Origin of the sequence: Vibrio sp. 10N.261.54.E10, assembly GCF_002877735.2 — a bacterium.
Classification (GTDB): domain Bacteria; phylum Pseudomonadota; class Gammaproteobacteria; order Enterobacterales; family Vibrionaceae; genus Vibrio; species Vibrio crassostreae_C.
This window is the reverse complement of sequence record NZ_MCXE02000001.1, coordinates 226,739-245,393: the sequence shown is the minus strand read 5'-3', so window position 1 is coordinate 245,393 and position 18,655 is coordinate 226,739. Positions and strand designations below refer to the sequence as shown.

The window sequence follows — 18,655 nt, the reverse complement described above, 5'->3', positions numbered from 1 at the left end:
TAAAGCTTACAGACCTGATTTCAGGCTAGCTTCAATAAACTTGTCTAAGTCACCGTCAAGAACCGCTTGAGTATTACGGTTTTCGATGCCGGTGCGTAAATCTTTGATACGAGAATCATCCAGCACGTAAGAGCGGATTTGACTGCCCCAACCGATGTCTGATTTCGTCTCTTCGCTCGCTTGTTTTTCAGCATTTTGTTTTTGAATCTCAAGTTCAAAAAGCTTAGCACGTAGCTGCTTCATCGCTTGATCTTTGTTCTTATGCTGCGAACGGTCATTCTGACACTGAACCACAGTGTTAGTCGGAACGTGAGTAATACGTACCGCTGATTCCGTGGTGTTTACGTGCTGACCACCAGCGCCAGAGGCACGGTATACGTCAATACGTAGGTCAGAAGGATTAATGTCGATCGTAATGTTGTCATCAATCTCAGGATAGATAAACGCAGATGCAAATGAAGTATGACGACGACCACTTGAATCAAATGGTGACTTACGAACTAGACGGTGAACACCAGTCTCTGTGCGTAACCAACCGTAAGCATACTCACCAGAAATACGTACCGTTGCGCCTTTAAGGCCAGCAACATCACCATCCGACACTTCGATAACTTCAGTCTTGAAGCCTTTCGAATCTGCCCAACGTAAGTACATGCGCAACATCATTGAAGTCCAGTCTTGAGCTTCTGTACCGCCCGAACCTGACTGTAAATCGATGTAGCAATCTGATGCATCGTGATCACCAGAGAACATACGACGGAATTCCAGCTTCTCTAGCTTAGCTTCAAGCTCGGCCAGTTCTGGTTCAATTTCATCGAACGTTTCTTGATCTTCTTCTTCAACCGCAAGCTCTAATAGGCCATCAACATCCTCAACACCTTGGTCAAGTTGGTCGATCGTTTCTACTACCGCTTCCAATGCAGAACGTTCTTTACCTAGCGCTTGAGCACGCTCAGGTTCGTTCCATACATCCGGTTGTTCTAATTCTGCGTTTACTTCTTCTAGACGCTCTTTCTTAGCGTCATAGTCAAAGATACCCCCTCAGGATATTTGTGCGCTCAGACACATCCTGCAGACGGTTTTTTATAGGATTGATTTCAAACATTTTAGCTCATCATTTATGAGTAGAATTTAACCGAAGAATTGTACTCAAAAGTGTGACGGAGATACAGAATTTTTTAGAGTGGTGAACCAAGATTCAACAACTTAATGGGATATAAAATTGACAGGCATAAAAAACACGTAAATTTTGTAAGGGCAGGAAGGAAAACAAGCCCTGTTTTTGAACAGAGCTTGTTGAATTTGGCACTATATGATGAGCATTATTGAGCCCAAAATCACTATTTGGCTTCGATATGATCAATCATCAGCTGCAACGATTGGTTGCCGCGAAATTCGTTGATATCGAGCTTAAATGCAAGATGAACGGTTTTTACTGATGCATCAGGCCAGCGACGTAGGTCGACGTTAAAGGCAATACCGTCAATCATCACATTGGTTGGGTGGCCTTTGTAGAGCGGCTCAAGCATCAGCTTAAGGTGCTTTTCACCCACCAGCTTTTGGTGCAGCACTTTAAACTCACCATCGAAGATTGGCTCAGGGAAAGCTTGTCCCCACGGGCCACCTGAACGCAGCGTTTCAGCGGTGTGCATCGAGAACTCTTCTGGTAACAGCTCACCATCAGACAAGATAATGCCCTTCAGTGCTGTTTCTCCAAGTTCATTCTTCACCACATCATTGAACAGCTTGCTGAAGCGTTCAAAGTCCTTTTCCATGATGGTTAAACCAGCCGCCATTGCGTGGCCACCAAATTTAAGAATCAAGCCAGGGTTTTGAGTATCAATTCGGTCCAATGCATCACGCATGTGCAGACCCGGAATCGAACGACAAGAGCCTTTAATACTACCTTCGCCGCCATCTGCAAACGCAATCACTGGGCGGTGGTATTTGTCTTTGATACGCGAAGCCAAAATACCAATCACACCTTGGTGCCAATCACGTTGGAATAGTGCCAAGCCAGAAGGTAGGTCGTCTTTACCAAATTCAAGGCGCTCACAAAAAGCCATCGCTTCTTGCTTCATACCCTCTTCGATCTCTTTACGTGTTTGGTTCAAGCCATCTAACTCACTCGCCATTCGACGAGCCGCATGGATGTTGTTACTCATTAGCAGCTCAACACCAAAAGACATGTCGTCTAATCGACCAGCTGCATTGATACGAGGACCAAGAGCAAAGCCAAAGTCAGACGCCACCAAACGCTTAGCGTCTCGCTTAGCAATTTCGATCAAGGCTTGAATGCCCGGACGAGCTTTACCCGCACGAATACGTTGCAAACCTTGATGAACTAAAATTCGGTTGTTTTCATCGAGTGGAACCACGTCGGCAACCGTACCCAGCGCCACAAGGTCAATCAGTTCCATCAACTTAGGTTCTGTCATGCCGCGCTCTGCAAACCAACCCAATTTACGCATGTGAACACACAATGCCATCATCAGGTAAAAAGCGACACCAACCCCCGCTAGGGCTTTCGAAGGAAAAGCACAACTTTCAAGGTTTGGGTTAACCATAGCATCGACCATTGGCAGTTCATTGCCCGGCAAGTGATGATCGGTAACCAGAACCTCTAGCCCTTTCTCTTTAGCAAAGCGAACACCTTCAATTGAAGATACACCGTTGTCGACCGTCATGATCACTTCAGCACCAAGCTCGATTGCCTGTTCAACAACCTCAGGGCTCAAGCCATAACCATCTTCAAAACGGTTTGGTACCAGATAGTCGACGTTAGAGCTGCCGAGCATACGTAACGCTAAAACAGACAGCGCCGAGCTGGTCGCGCCATCGGCATCAAAGTCACCAACAATGATGATGCGTTTTTGCTGCTGAATAGCTTTGAACAACAGCTCAACCGCAGCATCAATGCCGCCCAGTTTTTGATAAGAGTGCAAGCCTTTCGCTGCTGTCTCTAGTTGGTCGGCACTGTCGATTCCACGACTCACATAAATGCGCTTTAACAAGTCAGGTAAGTGAGCAGGTAAGACTGAAATGTCGACCTCAGGACGGCGTTGGATCTCTATCATATAAAAATGGGCCCGATATCAATCAGGCCACTCCTTAAATCAAAAACATGGGGGATAAATTGGCAATACAGAAAACGAGATTATTGCTCTAAACGTTGAAGAAGTTGTGCTGGCGGTAAGTAACCACTCACCAACTCACCACTTGCTAGCACGATAGCCGGTGTGCCATTGATGCCAAGCTCACGACCTAATTGGTACTGTTTAGAAATGATCTGCTTTTGCTCTGCTAGATCTTTACCAGACGCTGGCATTTGACGATTTACTTTAGCGTCATGCATCGCTGTTTTTGGATCATCTGAAGCCCAGATTGCTGCCATTTGATCGGCAACTTGCCCTGTCGCACCTTGGCGTGGGTAAGCCATGTAACGAACGGTAATACCCAGATCGTTGTAGCCCTGCATTTGGCTGTGCAGACGAACACAGTAGCCACACGTAATGTCAGTAAATACCGTCACAACATACTTTTCGTTATCGGCTTTGTATTCAATAACCGTATCCGACATCGCCGCGACTTTTTCAGCATTCAGCGGAGCTTGACGCTCAGCCAAAACATCACTGAACTTTCCGTTTTCATCCAAAGAGTAAAGAGTGCCGGCTAGAAAGTGATCGCCCTCTGGAGAAGAAAAGATAATGCCGCTGTTGGTTTGAACTTCTAAAAGACCATCGATATCCGAAGGCACAATCTTATCGACCTTAATACCGATTTTTTCAAAACGCTTAGTTAACGCAGCTGTATCAATAGCTTGAGCTGGAGCAGCTTCTACGGCTGTTGATGTTGTTTCTACTTTCGCTTCTGATGCATTACATGCAGTAATCATAAGAGGAAGCGCTAGTAGAGGAAGACGGCGTAATACGCTCATTAAGTTCACCTTAAAAATAAATGGATTTAAGCACGTGGGTGATGCTGCGCGTGAATTTGCTTCAGCCTTTCAGTCGCCACGTGAGTATAAATTTGGGTTGTCGATAAGTCACTATGCCCAAGTAACATCTGTACGACCCTGAGATCTGCGCCATAGTTCAGTAAATGCGTCGCAAAAGCGTGTCTCAATACGTGTGGTGACAACAGCTCTGTATCGATCCCAGCGACGACCGAGTAGTGCTTAATACGATACCAGAACGTCTGACGGGTCATTTGCTTGGCGCGTTTACTCGGAAAAACCACATCAGAACTGTTTTCGCCAAGTAGATGTGGACGACCTTGTTCAATAAAAGTCTCTATCCAATCCACCGCATTTTCGCCCATTGGTACTAAGCGCTCTTTGCCACCCTTACCAATAACACGCACCACGCCCTGTCTTAGGCTGATGTTTTCCATCGTCAAGCTAACCAGTTCTGTCACACGCAAACCGGTTGCATAGAGTAACTCAAGCATCGCCTTATCGCGAAGCTCAATCGGATCGTTCGGATCTGGCGCATCGAGCAAAGCATCAACCTGCTCTTCGCTCAAATCTTTCGGCAAGCGTTGCGGCAGCTTCGGGCTGATCAACAAGGCACTTGGATCATCGCCTCTGATTTTCTCGCGGTGCAAATATTGGAACAAGCGACGAATCGCCGACAACATACGGGCACGAGAGGTCTGCTTAAAATCGGCGTCGGCTAACCAGCCTTGATAATCCTGTAAACCTGAAAGGCTAATGAAGTCGAGGCGGTAATTGTTCTTTTCCATCCACGCTAATAACTTGGACAAATCGGTACGGTACGAGACAAGCGTATTCTCCGATAATCCTCGCTCCATCCACATAGCATCTAAAAACTGCTCAACGAGACCGTGGTCTGCGCTCTGCCCTTGAGGCGACTGCATAGTGTTACTCACAATATTGGAAACTGTTTTGAGAGTATGCCAGAGCAAATATGAATGCCATAAAAATTACGACTTGAGCGGATAATCGCTGCAATCGAAGTCGATTTATGGTTAGAATTCGCCATCTGAAATTAAAATCGAACGTTTGCTATGAAAATTGGATTATTTTACGGCTCAACCACCTGCTACACAGAAATGGCAGCAGAGAAAATTCGCGGCATTATTGGTGAAGACCTAGTTGATATCCATAACGTGAAAGAAAGCCCTCTTTCATTGATGGCGGACTACGACCTTTTATTGCTGGGCATCTCGACTTGGGACTTCGGTGAAATCCAAGAAGATTGGAATGAACTGTGGGAAGACATCGCAACCACGCCTATGAAAGGCAAGGTTGTGGCTCTGTTTGGTTTGGGTGACCAAGAAGGCTACGGCGAATGGTTCCTAGATGCGATGGGTCTATTGCATGATGAACTGAAAACCGCGGGTGCAGAGTTTGTTGGCTTCTGGCCAAACGATGACAGCTACGAGTTCGAAGCGTCTAAAGCGTTAACCGAAGACAAATCTCAATTCGTTGGTTTGGCGCTTGATGAAGATTCACAATACGAGCTAAGCGACGACCGTATCGCAAGCTGGGTTGAGCAAGTACTGGTTGAGTACAGCGAAAAGCTATAACCAAACAGAAGTACTCCCGGCTAAGTAGCTAACCAAGTAACTAGCTGGATATAAAAAGACCACAGAATACAAAAAGGCCTCATTACTGCGAAGTAATGAGGCCTTTTCTATTTCATCTCGAAGGACAATCTAATCTCAACGGAAGATTAAACAGTCTCTTCAGCCATCTCTTGTTCTGTTGACTTGCCAACAAAGAACATACAGATGATTGCAGCCGTTGTTGGAAGCAACCAACCCATACCGATCTCAAACAGTGGCAGCATCTTAAGTGCAGACACGTCTACACCCGCTACTTTAGCGCCATCAATAAGAGCAAACAGCAGTGACACTAATACCACTACGCGGTAAGCCGCTTTTGGATTAGGGAAACGGCTACGTAAGAATGTCAGAGCAACCAACGCGATAGCGACTGGGTACAGTGCAAACAGTACTGGAACAGACAGAGAAATCAGTTGAGAAAGACCAACGTTCGCAACGGTTGCACAAGCTACACCATTGATGATTACCCAAGTCTTGTAAGACAGAGGCGTTAGCGAGCTGAAGTAATCAGAACATGCTGACACAAGGCCAATCGCCGTAGTTAGACATGCTAATAGTACGATCACAGAAAGCACTAGCTGACCAGAAGGACCAAACAACGATTGAACGTATAGGCTTAAAATAGCACCGCCATTGTCTGCACCAGCTGCGACTGTTGCACTTGTTGCGCCTAGGAAAAATAGAGAGATGTAAACAAACGCCAGACCCGCTGCGGCAATACAACCCGCGCTAATTAGGTACTTAGTCGTCGCTGCACGGTCAGTAATGCCCTTGCTACGAATCGCATCAACAATCAGCATACCAAACATCAAAGAAGCAAAAGTATCCATGGTGTTGTAGCCTTCAAGGAAACCTTTGGTCAGTGGTTGAGTGATGTACTCACCGTGAGCCGCAAGAATATCGCCTTGAGGGTTAACGAATACAGCAATCGCCAGCACAACCAAACCAACGAACAGTGCAGGTGTTAGCACCTTACCAATGACGTCAATAAGCTTACCTTGCGACCATGAGAAGAACATCGCTACTGCAAAAAATGCAATCGAAAAGAGAGTTAGGTGAGCTTGAGAGGCATCGATGAAGAACGGTTTCACCGCCATCTCATAGGCAACAAGGCCAGTACGCGGTGCAGCAAATGCAGGACCGATAATGATAAAGATCAGTACAGCCATGATGGTTGCTGCTTTCTTAGGAAGATCTTTAGTTAAGTGACCCCAAGAGCCACCAGCCACTGCGACCGCGACGATAGTGATTAACGGCAGACCAACGGCAGTCAGCAGAAAACCAGACATCGCTGGAAGGAAGTGATCACCGGCTAATTGGCCAGCTAGAGGTGGGAAGATGATGTTACCCGCACCCAAGAAAAACGCAAAAAGCATAAAGCCCAATGCCATTATATCTGTTAGTTTTAGACTCTGTTTCACAGATAATCCTTAATTATATTTATGAATTTATGTTGTGCTTACATGAATGTTACAGCTCAAAGCTGCCAATCAATCTATAAAATAGTCGCGCATAATGACGAAACAACTGGCTAGCTGCAAGTCACCACACAAAAACACCATATAAATTTGCATATGAGAACAAAAAGCAGTGGATTCCACTAGCTATAGAAAAATAGCCACAATTATAAACTAACCATAATGCACAACAATATTCTCCCAAGCAGAACATTGATTCATACAAGCGGTTAACATTAGAGCTAATCACTTAAAATATCTCGATACTCAGAACATTAATGAAAGACAAAACAGTGCAAACTAAAAGCTTCAATTTTAAGCAATTCTCAATTTACGGCGGGAAAAGCGGTATGCCAGTCAGTACCGATGGCGTATTACTTGGCGCGTGGGTAAGCCTGCCACAAAGATCATGTGTACTCGATATTGGAACAGGGACAGGTCTGCTGGCTTTGATGGCTGCTCAGCGTTTTGAAGATGCTTCAATCTCTGCGATAGATATTGATCAACACGCCATTAATGCTGCCACAGTCAATATTGAGCAGTCGCCTTGGCAAGATCGCATCTCCCTTCATCACGGCAGCGTGTTGACAGCCGACTTTCCACAAAGGTTTGATGCGATCATCTGTAACCCGCCCTACTTCAACTCTGGAGAACAGGCGCAGCAAAGCCAAAGAGCCACCGCCAGACACACCGACAGCTTGGATCACTTAGCGCTTGCCCAGCGTTGTTTCGAGATAACCACTGAAGCCGCGACTGCCAGTTTCATCCTACCGACGCCTGAGGGGGAAGGTTTTATCAAGCTTGCCGAGCAATGTGGTTGGTCTCTAGCAAAACGCCTTGATGTGAAAACAACAGACAAGAAACCGGCTAGCCGAATTCTATTTGAGTTATCTAAAGATCCTGCTTGCGAGCAAGATTTGCAGCGCGAATCGCTTACAATTCACCATCAAGGTGGTTATAGCGAAGCATTTATTGCGCTCACTAAAGATTTTTATCTCAAGATGTAGCAAATACCATGTGATCCTAATCACTAATGCTTCTATAATGTCCGACTACTCTTTTTTATCGTCTGCTTTTTGAGGCAGAAACATTTATTGCTTGTGGAGAAACAACAGTGATCAGAACCTTTGCAGAACTCGATCTAAACCAAGAGCTGCTTAAAGCAATTGACGAAATGGGCTACGAACGTCCAACACAGATACAAGCTGAAGCAATCCCACAAGCGTTAGATGGAAGAGACGTTTTGGCTTCTGCGCCAACAGGTACTGGTAAAACAGCATCATTTGTATTGCCAGCACTGCAATACCTACTGGATTTCCCACGTAAGAAATCTGGCCCTGCACGTATGCTTATCCTGACGCCAACGCGTGAGCTAGCAATGCAGATCACCGAACAAGCACGTGAGCTTGCTAAATACACCAGCCTAAATATCTTCACGATCACGGGCGGTGTTATGTACCAAGAGCACGCAGATATCTTAAGTACCACTCAAGATATCGTAGTAGCAACACCTGGCCGTTTGATGGAATACATTGAAGGCGAGCGTTTTGACTGTCGTGCGATTGAATGGCTGGTTCTAGATGAAGCCGACCGCATGCTAGACATGGGCTTTGGTCCTGTTGTTGACCGTCTGTCTGCAGAGTGTCGCTGGCGTAAACAAACTTTACTGTTCTCAGCAACACTAGAAGGTAAAGGCATTGAAGGCTTCACTGAAGATCTACTTAAAAACCCAGCGGAGATCGATGCGAAATCATCACTTCGTGAGCGTAAGAAGATCACTCAGTGGTACCACCGTGCAGACACGGCAGAGCACAAGCTAAACATCCTAAAGCACGTCATCACAGAGCAAGCTGAGCGCAGCATCGTATTCTTGAAGACGCGTGATCGTCTAGGTGATCTACGAGCTCAACTTGAAAGCGCGCAAATCCCATGTGCGTGGATCCAAGGTGAAATGCCTCAAGATCGTCGTAACAACGCGATTGCTCGTTTCCGTGACGGCTCTGTAAACGTACTACTAGCGACTGACGTTGCTGCTCGTGGTATCGACCTTCCAGACGTAAGCCACGTAATCAACTACGACATGCCACGTACTGCTGACGTATACCTACACCGTATTGGCCGTACTGCTCGTGCTGGTAAAAAAGGTAACGCGGTTTCTATCATTGAAGCGCACGATCAACTAATGATTGAGCGTGTGGCTCGTTACACAGACGAACCAATCAAAGAACGCTTTATTGAAGGCATGCGCCCTACGCATAAGAAAGCGGCCGTGACTAAGAAGAAGAAGCCGAAGAAAGAAGATAAGAAAGCGGTAGAGAAACAAAAAATCGCGAAGAAGAAAAAAATCGCGAAGAAAAAGAAAGCAGCAAAGAAGAAGTAATCTACCAGCTTCAACGATTCAATAAAAAAGCCCCATGCAGTTCGCTGCATGGGGCTTTTCTCTATCTGGTCTGTTATCAGGCTAAAACCGAGAGCTACTCGTTAGCCAAGGACTACTAGTTTTGCTCTTCGCGCTTAAAGACAAGCTCTTTCACGTTCGACTCTTCTTCAACGAAGTAGTAGCCCGCCGTATCAAACTGGGTCAGCGCCTCAACCGAGTCGATCTTGTTCTCGATGATGTAGCGAGCCATCATGCCACGCGCTTTCTTCGCGTAGAAACTGATCACCTTGTACTGACCGTTCTTGCAGTCTTTGAATACAGGGGTAATCACTTGGCCATCCAAGTTCTTCGGCTTCACGGCTTTAAAGTATTCGTTCGACGCTAGATTGATCAACACATTGTCGCCTTGAGCATTCAACGCTTCATTGAGCTTGTCTGTGATGATGTTGCCCCAGAACTGGTACAAGTTAGTACCACGAGCATTGGCTAAGCGTGTACCCATCTCTAGGCGGTATGGCTGCATCAAATCCAACGGCTTAAGCAAGCCATATAACCCAGAAAGCATGCGCAGGTGGTCTTGTGCGTAGTCAAAATCTTCATCCGATAGCGTTTCAGCGTCTAGGCCAGTGTATACATCGCCTTTAAAGGCTAGGATTGCTTGGCGTGCGTTGTCTTGGGTAAAGGTCTCGCTCCACTGCTCAAAGCGCGCTACGTTCAACCCTGCGATTTTATCGCTGACTTTCATCAGTGCAGAAATATCTACTGGCGTCAGTTTGCGGCACTCTTCAATCAGCTCAGCAGAGTGTTCAACAAACTCAGGCTGACTAAAGCGTTCCGTCGCTAATGGTGATTCGTAATCAAGTGTTTTGGCTGGAGAAACGACAACTAACATAACTTTACCCTAATCGGTTATCTAACTGGATGCTGCTAGAGTATAGAAAAAACATCAACTTGTCTTTATGACTCTTCCTATTACTTCGATAGGGAGAATGAGCTTCGATAGACAGAATGAGACAAATGACAGGCAAACAAAAAGGCTAAGGTCGAAACCTTAGCCTTTCTAATCACTTTAGGATGAGCCGTTTATCGCTCCAACAAGATTACTTCTTGTTGTTGTCCCAAATACCGTCTTCCAGCTGAGACTTAAGCTCTGGGAAGTCATTCGAATCGAATGTTGGTACTTTACCCGCGTCTAGTTGGCGGTTGTAGTCTTTCGCTAGCTTAATCACGATACCTGATAGCAGGATAATCGCCACCAAGTTAACAATCGCCATTAGGCCCATCGATACGTCAGCCAGTGCCCATACCGTTGGTAACGTCGCTAGAGAACCGAACATAACCATACCCAGAACAACGATACGGAACAGCACTAGGCCCTTCTTGTTGTTGTGCTCAAGGAAGATAAGGTTCGTTTCAGCGTACGAGTAGTTTGCAATGATTGAAGTGAAAGCGAAGAAGAAAATCGCTACCGCTACAAAAATGCCGCCCCATTCGCCCACTTGTGCTGTTAGTGCACGTTGCGTTAGTTCGATACCCGTTACTTCACCGTGTGGTACATACTCACCAGACATCAGGATGATTGCGACTGTTGCTGAACAGATAACAATGGTATCCATGAACACGCCTAGCATTTGCACGTAACCTTGTGATGCTGGGTGCGGTGGGTAAGGCGTAGCAGAAGCTGCTGCGTTTGGCGCAGAACCCATACCCGCTTCGTTCGAGAACAAACCACGTTTGATGCCGTTAATCATCGCTTGTGCGATTGCGTAACCTAGGCCACCCGCTGCTGCTTCTTGCAGACCGAATGCACTCTTGAAGATAAGAGCCAGTACTTCAGGCACTTTCTCGATGTTCGCGAACATCACGTACATAGCGATCGCTAGGTAAGCCAATGCCATGATTGGAACGATGATTTCTGCTGTGCGTGCAATCTTACGGATACCACCGAAGATAACGAACGCAGAGATGATTACGATACCAACACCAACGTAGCTACGCTCAAGGTCGAATGCCGTATTCATTGCGCTTGCAATCGCGTTCGCTTGAACCGCGTTGAATACAAGACCAAATGCAATGATGAGGAAGATAGAGAATAGAACCCCCATCCAACGCATGCCTAGGCCTTTCTCCATGTAGTATGCAGGGCCGCCGCGGTAGTTACCGTCGTTATCACGCGTTTTGTATAGCTGTGCCAGTGTGCTTTCTGCAAACGATGTTGCCATACCTAGCATTGCGATTAGCCACATCCAGAAGATAGCACCAGGGCCACCAGCGGTTAGTGCTACAGCAACACCTGCCATGTTACCCGTACCTACACGAGCAGCGAGACTAGTACAAAGAGCTTGGAAAGAAGAGATACCAGCACTGTCTGCTTTACGGCTGTTTCTAAGAACAGAGAACATGTGGCCGAAATGGCGGAATTGAATGAAGCCTAGTCGTACAGTGAAGTAGATACCCACACCAACCAGTAAGTAAACTAAGATAGATCCCCAAAGGAGATCGTTCATCAAATTGATTAAGTCTGTCACGTGAACCTCGTAATTGAGTTTAAGCACCGATCATGCTTCCTAGCCTTCCTCTTAATCGCCTATGCCTCTGTCAATGTTGTGTCGGCACTCTTGTTATATTCTTGCGGCGATTGAGACTGTAAATGTCGCTTCATGCATCCATTTTACGTATCAGTGTATTTTTTGACGGGCGGATAATGCAGCGAGACGGCCTAAAAATCAATATGCAAATACACTTATATTAAAATGACATTTCACTAATAACACACCTTTTGTTAACACAACTTTCAACAATGCAGCCCAATAAAAGTCACATTATCGGGACATAATATCAACAACAGCCGCGGCACTACCCCAACAAGAACACCATCCTATAAAAATGACGTCAGCCTAGGTTTTACAAGGTATAGTGAAGATCTTCGTTTTTTTCTAGGCCAATGAGATCCCTATACCGCACGGTACCATGTGCACTTCAATGCATTATAGTCAAAACGCTATTCCATTCGCACAATGAATTAACATTCAATAACCCCCAATTTAATCGTTTACTTAGGTTTGTTTGCCTGTTTTTTATACATAATAATTCTCACAATGTGTGAGCATGCATAAGAAAATAGAACAAAAGCTTCATGGATTTGAAACAAATGAGAAACAAATCAAAGTTATTGTGAACCTAAATATGATATTTATTGGTTCGTAAGAACTAGTCCCACGGAAGGAGATATGGCTTATGGATAGCTTTCAATTCGATGAAGTATCAGAACTAGAAATGCCTCGTGTAACTCAAAAATCACGCTCGAAACCACTCAAGCGTAAGTGGCGTGAAATCGAAGCCATCAACGATCGTAGGCAGCTTGAGAAAGAGCTGAGAGAGATGAACCTAGGTCTTGATTTTAGCCTTGACGATATAAAACTTTAATCAGCACGATAAGAAATCAGATAGCAAAAGGCACCTATATAGGTGCCTTTTTTATTTTTTGAGGTAGTTAATCCGCTCAAAGCGCCATTTGGAAACCAACCCTCTAATATAGAGGACACCTAAAATAGGTGCACCTCAACATTACAACGGGCTAAACACACTCTTGTTCATTTTGTCGAACCCGAGCCGCGAGTTGGCGATATTGATCGGCGATGGTCTCTCCAAAAACAGGGTCATCTTCCGGTTGAAGCCATTGAGACTCCACTTCTTGCCAATCTTTCACCGTGAACGCCTCAACAATCATGGGTAGCACATGCTTCTCTTCATATTCCATGTGCTTTCGCTGAGCCTTAACAAACGCTTCAAGCTGCTCAATAAAGACTTGCTGAGGAACCACCGCATCTTGAAGGATCATATCGACCAAACCTAAAAAGTCCGCCGTTTTCTCAGAAAGCAATTGATGCTCTAACTCCAAGTCTTCAATCGCTTGCTCGCTGCCATATTGCTTAAGATAGTAGCGATAAATGACGTCTTCTTTAGGGTGATGCACTTTGTCTGAATGGTTCATAAGGTAATGAACCACCTCTGCGATCAGGCTATAGTTTATTTCTCGCTCCTGTTTCAGAAACTCTAACTTACTGTTGAGTATCGCGAGTAAACGAGCCATATAGCCATGCTCTCGTCTTATCCTTTCAATCATCATAGTATTGCACTCCATTACACCTACTATTTATAAGTGTATACGAATATGCTGATTTATGATTTGACCCTGCTCAGAAAACCACCAACCTACACTTCTGTTGGTAAACGCCAGTCAATAGGTTGTTGATCCATAGAAGAAAGCAGCTTGTTGGTTGTAGAGAAATGCTGACAACCGAAGAATCCACGGCGTGCCGATAATGGCGATGGGTGAGGTGCAACCAACACATGATGCTTGTCGTCATCAATCGCTTGACCTTTCTTCTGGGCGTGTGCGCCCCACAACAAAAAGATGATCGGTTCAGAGCGCTGATTGAGCTCAGCAATAATGGCATCGGTAAAGGTTTCCCAGCCACACTTAGCATGTGAGTGTGCTTTTGCCTCTTCGACTGTAAGGACTGTGTTCAACATCAACACCCCTTGCGATGCCCAAGAATCGAGATAACCATGACTAGGAATCTCAAAGCCCTCTATATCTTGTGCAAGCTCTTTGTACATATTGCGTAGAGAAGGTGGGATTTTCACACCAGGAAGCACTGAGAATGCTAAGCCGTGAGCTTGGTTAGCACCGTGATAAGGATCTTGCCCTAAGATAACCACTCGCACAGATTCGAAAGGCGTCATATCAAAGGCACTGAACACCTGTTCTTGTGGCGGGTAGACGGTTTTACCACTATTACGTTGCTGTTCAACAAACGCGAGGACACTCTGAAAGTACTCTTTATCACGTTCATCATTAATAATGGATTCCCAAGTCTTTGGTGCGCTCATCGTTTTACTTCCCAATCATCAAGGTTTCTAGCGGCTTTCGCCAGACAAAAAAATAGCTGTATCGGCTAACTGTCCTAAATAAGGCTCTAGTTATACCTCATACAGCTATCAATAAACATGATGTGTAGGGTTCACTTGTTGATGAATCATAATAATCAGTTCAAGTTGTGCTTATCTCGATTAACCACTTTTCTGCTGTGTACGATGGTGGCCGTGGTTATGCACGTGACGGTTTGGTGTAGGTAAACGGCGTGCGACAGCAATAGTTGAAGTTTGGGTGATTGAATACATAAAGGCACCTCCTCTAAGACATCGTGAACTACATATTCACTTTAATACTATGAAAGAAAGGTGCCAATTTTTAGAAATAGACGGAAATAAATTTCCCCCTCTATTATTACGCTTGTTCGCTCGCTAGCGTTGCTGAGCGATGAAACATTCTAAGTTGTTGAATTTCCTCTTTCCAGATCGTCGAATCAATGGTTTCCAAGATAAGAGGGATACCATTAAAGCGAGAATCAGAGGCAATATACTCAAAACAATCCCAGCCAATTTCGCCTTTTCCTAAAGAATGGTGTCGATCGACTCGGCTCGCGAACTCAGCTTTTGAATCATTGATGTGCATTGCTCTTAGATAGTGCATACCCACGATGCGGTCGAACTCAGCAAAAGTATGCTCACACGCCTCTTTTGTACGTAAGTCATAGCCAGCAGTAAACGTATGGCAGGTGTCTAAGCACACACCCACACGTGACTTATCTTCTACCTGCTCGATAATCTCGGCTAGATGTTCAAACTTCCAACCCAGATTAGTGCCCTGCCCAGACGTATTCTCGATCACTGCGATTACGTCAGGTACCGCTTGATGAGCTAGGTTGATCGATTCAGCGATCTTCGCCAAACATTCGCTTTCTGAGATTTTCTTTAAATGACTCCCAGGATGAAAATTCAAAAGCGTTAGTCCAAGTTGATTACAACGCTCCATTTCATCAATAAAAGCCGCGCGTGATTTCTCTAGCTTCTCTTCTTCTGGCGCTCCTAGGTTAATCAGGTAGGAGTCATGAGGAAGAATGTGCTCAGCACCGTAGCCCAACATTTTGCAATTGGCTTTAAAGGCACTAATGGTTTTCGCTTCTAGTGGTTTTGCCGCCCACTGTCTCTGGTTCTTGGTAAACAGTGCAAACGCATTGGCACCTATTTCACGTGCACGCATAGGCGCCTGATCAACACCACCAGCAGCCGACACATGAGCGCCAATAAACTTAATATTTGTTTCCGGTTTTGAGGATGAATTATTGTTTGTCATTAAATCACTTTACACTTTCAGAATGCTTAATAAATAAAGGGTCGTATCGGTTGTAGTTCAATAAAAACACAACAAATGTAGTAAACTTACAACAAATATGGCTGTTAAATATTTTTTATACTTTAAAATATTTTGTAATTACTTTGTTTTCAAAGGTTTTATTGATTTACCTCAATATAATCACCTTTGTAAAAATATGGTTTTTGGTTGTTTTTTGACTTAAATCAATGTTAACCTTACTAATATTAGGTATATATTACCCAGCTCAATAAAAATCGAAAGTTAACACCATAATCAAACCACATTCAGTGGACTAGGAGATAGTTATGATCCAAGGTATTCAAATTACTAAAGCAGCAAACGATGACCTACTAAACTCAATCTGGCTACTAGATAGCGAGAAGAATGAAGCTCGTTGTGTTGTTGCTACTGCAGGTTTCGAAGCTGACCAAGTTATCTCAGCTGCAGACCTAGGCGAGTACGAAAGCCGTGAAGTTGCAATCGAAGCAGCACCACGCATCGAAGGTGGTCAACACCTAAACGTTAACGTTCTTAAGCGTGAAACGCTAGAAGACGCAGTTGCTCACCCAGAGAACTACCCACAGCTAACTATCCGTGTATCGGGTTACGCTGTACGTTTCAACTCTCTAACAACTGAACAGCAACGTGACGTTATCGCACGTACGTTCACTGAGTCTCTATAATTTTTAGAGCTTAAATTAGAATACAAAAACGGCGCTCATTGAGCGCCGTTTTTATTTGTTCGAAAAACAAATGGACGTTACGGTTGAACTCGACGAAGCACAGCTTTTAGCGCTTCAAAATCGTTATCAAGATCTTCAGACAACAATTCCATCGCCGCGTGTTTTGCTAGCGGGCCAGGCAGTTCGATATCAGAACCTAGGATGTCATCAACCACTTCTTTGAATTTCGCTGGGTGTGCTGTACACAGGAACAAGCCAGTTTCGTTCTCTTGCAGTTGCTCTTCCAGTAGACGGTAAGCAATCGCACCATGTGGTTCACATAGGTAACCTTGTGCTTTTAGGTCGCGAACTGACTCAGCGCTCTGCTCGTCAGATACTTTACCTTTGCCTAGTGTATCTAAGCCCCAACCTTTCAGTTGGCAAAGCTCTTCGATACGAGGCCAGTTGTTTGGTTGGCTTACGTCCATCGCGTTCGATGTTGTCGCAACAGTCGGTTTTGGATCCCATTGACCTGTTTCTAGGTAACGAGGAACAGTGTCATTTTCGTTAGTTGCTGCGATAAAACGCTTAACAGGTAGACCTAGCGCTTTAGCCAATAGACCAGCCGTTAGGTTACCAAAGTTACCACTTGGTACAGAGATAACGAGGTTTTCACGTTGCTCTTTAGTCAGCTGAGAAGCCGCCTCAAAGTAGTAACAGATCTGAGCCATTAAACGGCTGATGTTGATCGAGTTTGCCGAATTAAGACCGATCTCTTTACGCAGTTCAGCGTCATCAAATGAGTCTTTAACTAGAGCCTGACACGCATCAAAGTCACCATCAATCGCCACAGTGTGGATGTTCTTGCCAAGCGTACAGAACAGCTTCTCTTGCAGTGGGCTGATCTTGCCTTTCGGGTAAAGAATCACAACATTGATGTCTTCCATGCCGTAGAAAGCATGCGCAACCGCCGCACCAGTATCACCTGATGTTGCCGTTAAGATAGTGATTTGACCACCATCAGAAACAGCTGCTAAAGATTGAGCCATAAAGCGGCCACCGAAATCTTTAAACGCCAGTGTTGGACCGTGGAAAAGCTCAAGCGCGTAAACGCCGTCTTTTACTTGGTTGATTGGTGCAGGGAATTGGAACGCTGCATCCACCATTTGGTCGATCTGTTCTTTTGGTAATTCATCACCAATCAATGCTGACAGAATCTTTGAGCTACGAGGGACAAAGTCCTCTGCTAGCAGCGCATCGATATCATCAAACTTTGGCAGTTCAGATGGGAAAAATAGACCTTGATTACGGCCTAAGCCTTGACGAACGGCTTGGCCAAAAGAGACTTGTTCATCATTTTCTTTGATGTTGTACAGTTTCATAACTCACTTCCTGTAACGATCGAACCCTGCTTATCTAGGCGACAAACGTGAACGAATCCTTCTTCATTTTGTACGTAATTTTGTTCTAACCAGCGTGCAACACGCTCGGCGACATCTTGTTCTTTGCAAATGCTAAATAGAGTTGGACCACTACCAGAAATACCAGTAGCCAGTGCCCCAGCTGACAGCGCGTATTTACGAGCATCAGCAAACCCTGGAAGCAGTTTCTCACGATATGGTTCAGCGATCACGTCTTTGATCATCTTCGCCGCCAGTTCAGGTTGACCTGAATGACACGCGTGGATAAAGCCCGCTAAGTGACGACCATGAGCAATAATATCCTGACGACGATATTGAGATGGTAGGATCTCTCTCGCTTCAGCCGTTGAAACCTTAATACCCGGATAAGCCATTACCCAGTACCAGTCGTCAAAACACGGTACTTCTTGGCTGATGATGCCTAGCTCTTCAAGCATGAGCTGCACACCACCAAGGTAACATGGCGCAACGTTATCGTAGTGGATACCACCTGAAATCTTGCCTTCCATTTCACCCATCAGAGCAAGCAGTTCAGTTTCATTCAGGGGCTGACCGTGAAAACGGTTTAGCGCATCCAGTGCCGCGACGATTGAACATGCACTAGAACCCAAACCTGAACCGATAGGCATGTTCTTTTCTAGTGTCATTTCTAAAGGCTTTAGCGTAACGCCTTTTTTATCAAGCTCTCTCGAGAACACCACCCAGCAGTCGTAAACGATGTTTTCTTTTGCTTCAGTTGGCAGCTTAGAAACAAAGCTGCCTGCAGTTTTAAGTGAGAATGGTTCATCACCGGCTTTAACCATAACTCGGTCACCTAGCAGCGTGCCATCCACTGGAGACACAGCGGCCCCCAGCACATCAAACCCTACACTGACATTACCGATTGATGCAGGAGCATAAACGACAACATCCATATCACTTGA

At 45.2% G+C, this 18,655-nt stretch carries 17 protein-coding genes; 5 read left to right on the top strand and 12 right to left on the bottom strand.

Translation table 11 applies throughout. From position 1 onward, the window contains the following. Nucleotides 1–6: 6 nt before the first annotated feature. The 4 genes from prfB to xerD form a co-directional block, all read right to left on the bottom strand. Nucleotides 7–1,105 (bottom strand): peptide chain release factor 2 gene (gene prfB / locus BCU07_RS00995; protein ID WP_100208942.1). Its coding sequence is split into 2 segments (ribosomal slippage): nucleotides 7–1,029 and nucleotides 1,031–1,105, totalling 1,098 coding nucleotides; the frame shifts between segments, so codons are not numbered across the junction. Between the two features lie 235 nt (nucleotides 1,106–1,340). After that, nucleotides 1,341–3,077, bottom strand: coding sequence for a single-stranded-DNA-specific exonuclease RecJ (gene recJ, locus BCU07_RS00990; protein ID WP_017059329.1), 1,737 nt, complete (start codon nucleotides 3,075–3,077; stop codon nucleotides 1,341–1,343). An 80-nt stretch (nucleotides 3,078–3,157) separates the two neighbouring features. Continuing rightward, nucleotides 3,158–3,937, bottom strand: coding sequence for a thioredoxin fold domain-containing protein (locus BCU07_RS00985; protein WP_017067617.1), 780 nt, complete (start codon nucleotides 3,935–3,937; stop codon nucleotides 3,158–3,160). A 26-nt stretch (nucleotides 3,938–3,963) separates the two neighbouring features. Then, on the bottom strand, nucleotides 3,964–4,878 hold the full coding sequence (xerD, locus tag BCU07_RS00980) for a site-specific tyrosine recombinase XerD (protein ID WP_017059327.1): 915 nt from the start codon (nucleotides 4,876–4,878) through the stop codon (nucleotides 3,964–3,966). Nucleotides 4,879–5,028: 150 nt separating this feature from the next. Between xerD and fldB the strand changes: the two genes are divergently transcribed. Then, a complete protein-coding gene (fldB, locus tag BCU07_RS00975; protein ID WP_017062875.1) occupies nucleotides 5,029–5,550 on the top strand; it encodes a flavodoxin FldB in 522 nt (173 codons plus the stop codon). A gap of 146 nt (nucleotides 5,551–5,696) precedes the next feature. Here fldB and brnQ read toward each other — a convergent pair whose 3' ends face one another. Then, nucleotides 5,697–7,010 carry a branched-chain amino acid transport system II carrier protein gene (gene brnQ, locus BCU07_RS00970; RefSeq protein ID WP_017059325.1) on the bottom strand — a complete coding sequence of 438 codons (1,314 nt, stop codon included), beginning with the start codon at nucleotides 7,008–7,010 and terminating at the stop codon, nucleotides 5,697–5,699. Nucleotides 7,011–7,324: 314 nt separating this feature from the next. Here brnQ and BCU07_RS00965 point away from each other — a divergent pair, with 314 nt between their 5' ends. Further along, nucleotides 7,325–8,053 (top strand): tRNA1(Val) (adenine(37)-N6)-methyltransferase, encoded by a 729-nt coding sequence (locus BCU07_RS00965; RefSeq protein WP_102428205.1) that lies wholly within the window; start codon nucleotides 7,325–7,327, stop codon nucleotides 8,051–8,053. A gap of 107 nt (nucleotides 8,054–8,160) precedes the next feature. Then, nucleotides 8,161–9,426, top strand: a complete 1,266-nt coding sequence (srmB, locus tag BCU07_RS00960; RefSeq protein ID WP_017059323.1) for an ATP-dependent RNA helicase SrmB — start codon at nucleotides 8,161–8,163, stop codon at nucleotides 9,424–9,426. 115 nt (nucleotides 9,427–9,541) lie between these two features. Here the strand turns inward: srmB and yaaA are convergent, their stop codons facing one another. Then, nucleotides 9,542–10,318: a peroxide stress protein YaaA gene (gene yaaA, locus BCU07_RS00955; protein ID WP_102428206.1), complete on the bottom strand. Its 777-nt coding sequence runs from the start codon at nucleotides 10,316–10,318 to the stop codon at nucleotides 9,542–9,544. 208 nt (nucleotides 10,319–10,526) lie between these two features. Continuing rightward, a complete protein-coding gene (locus BCU07_RS00950) occupies nucleotides 10,527–11,954 on the bottom strand; it encodes an alanine/glycine:cation symporter family protein (protein WP_032545312.1) in 1,428 nt (475 codons plus the stop codon). A 709-nt stretch (nucleotides 11,955–12,663) separates the two neighbouring features. Between BCU07_RS00950 and BCU07_RS00945 the strand changes: the two genes are divergently transcribed. Further along, entirely contained in the window at nucleotides 12,664–12,852 is a 189-nt protein-coding gene (locus tag BCU07_RS00945; protein WP_017059319.1) for a DUF3545 family protein, read from the top strand. A 151-nt stretch (nucleotides 12,853–13,003) separates the two neighbouring features. Here BCU07_RS00945 and BCU07_RS00940 read toward each other — a convergent pair whose 3' ends face one another. The 3 genes from BCU07_RS00940 to nfo form a co-directional block, all read right to left on the bottom strand. Further along, nucleotides 13,004–13,555 (bottom strand): hemerythrin domain-containing protein, encoded by a 552-nt coding sequence (locus BCU07_RS00940; RefSeq protein WP_017070073.1) that lies wholly within the window; start codon nucleotides 13,553–13,555, stop codon nucleotides 13,004–13,006. A gap of 86 nt (nucleotides 13,556–13,641) precedes the next feature. Next, complete coding sequence (ung, locus tag BCU07_RS00935) at nucleotides 13,642–14,322, bottom strand: uracil-DNA glycosylase (RefSeq protein WP_102428207.1); 681 nt, start codon at nucleotides 14,320–14,322, stop codon at nucleotides 13,642–13,644. A gap of 397 nt (nucleotides 14,323–14,719) precedes the next feature. Beyond that, the gene (nfo, locus tag BCU07_RS00930) at nucleotides 14,720–15,628 is read right to left on the bottom strand and encodes a deoxyribonuclease IV (protein WP_102319761.1); all 909 of its coding nucleotides are present in this window, start codon (nucleotides 15,626–15,628) and stop codon (nucleotides 14,720–14,722) included. Between the two features lie 326 nt (nucleotides 15,629–15,954). Between nfo and grcA the strand changes: the two genes are divergently transcribed. Further along, on the top strand, nucleotides 15,955–16,332 hold the full coding sequence (gene grcA / locus BCU07_RS00925; RefSeq protein WP_017059315.1) for an autonomous glycyl radical cofactor GrcA: 378 nt from the start codon (nucleotides 15,955–15,957) through the stop codon (nucleotides 16,330–16,332). Nucleotides 16,333–16,409: 77 nt separating this feature from the next. Here grcA and thrC read toward each other — a convergent pair whose 3' ends face one another. Both thrC and thrB read right to left on the bottom strand, forming a co-directional pair. Beyond that, entirely contained in the window at nucleotides 16,410–17,693 is a 1,284-nt protein-coding gene (gene thrC / locus BCU07_RS00920) for a threonine synthase (RefSeq protein ID WP_017059314.1), read from the bottom strand. Continuing rightward, entirely contained in the window at nucleotides 17,690–18,646 is a 957-nt protein-coding gene (gene thrB / locus BCU07_RS00915; protein WP_032545653.1) for a homoserine kinase, read from the bottom strand. The genes thrC and thrB overlap by 4 nt, the downstream gene beginning before the upstream one ends. Nucleotides 18,647–18,655: the final 9 nt, after the last annotated feature.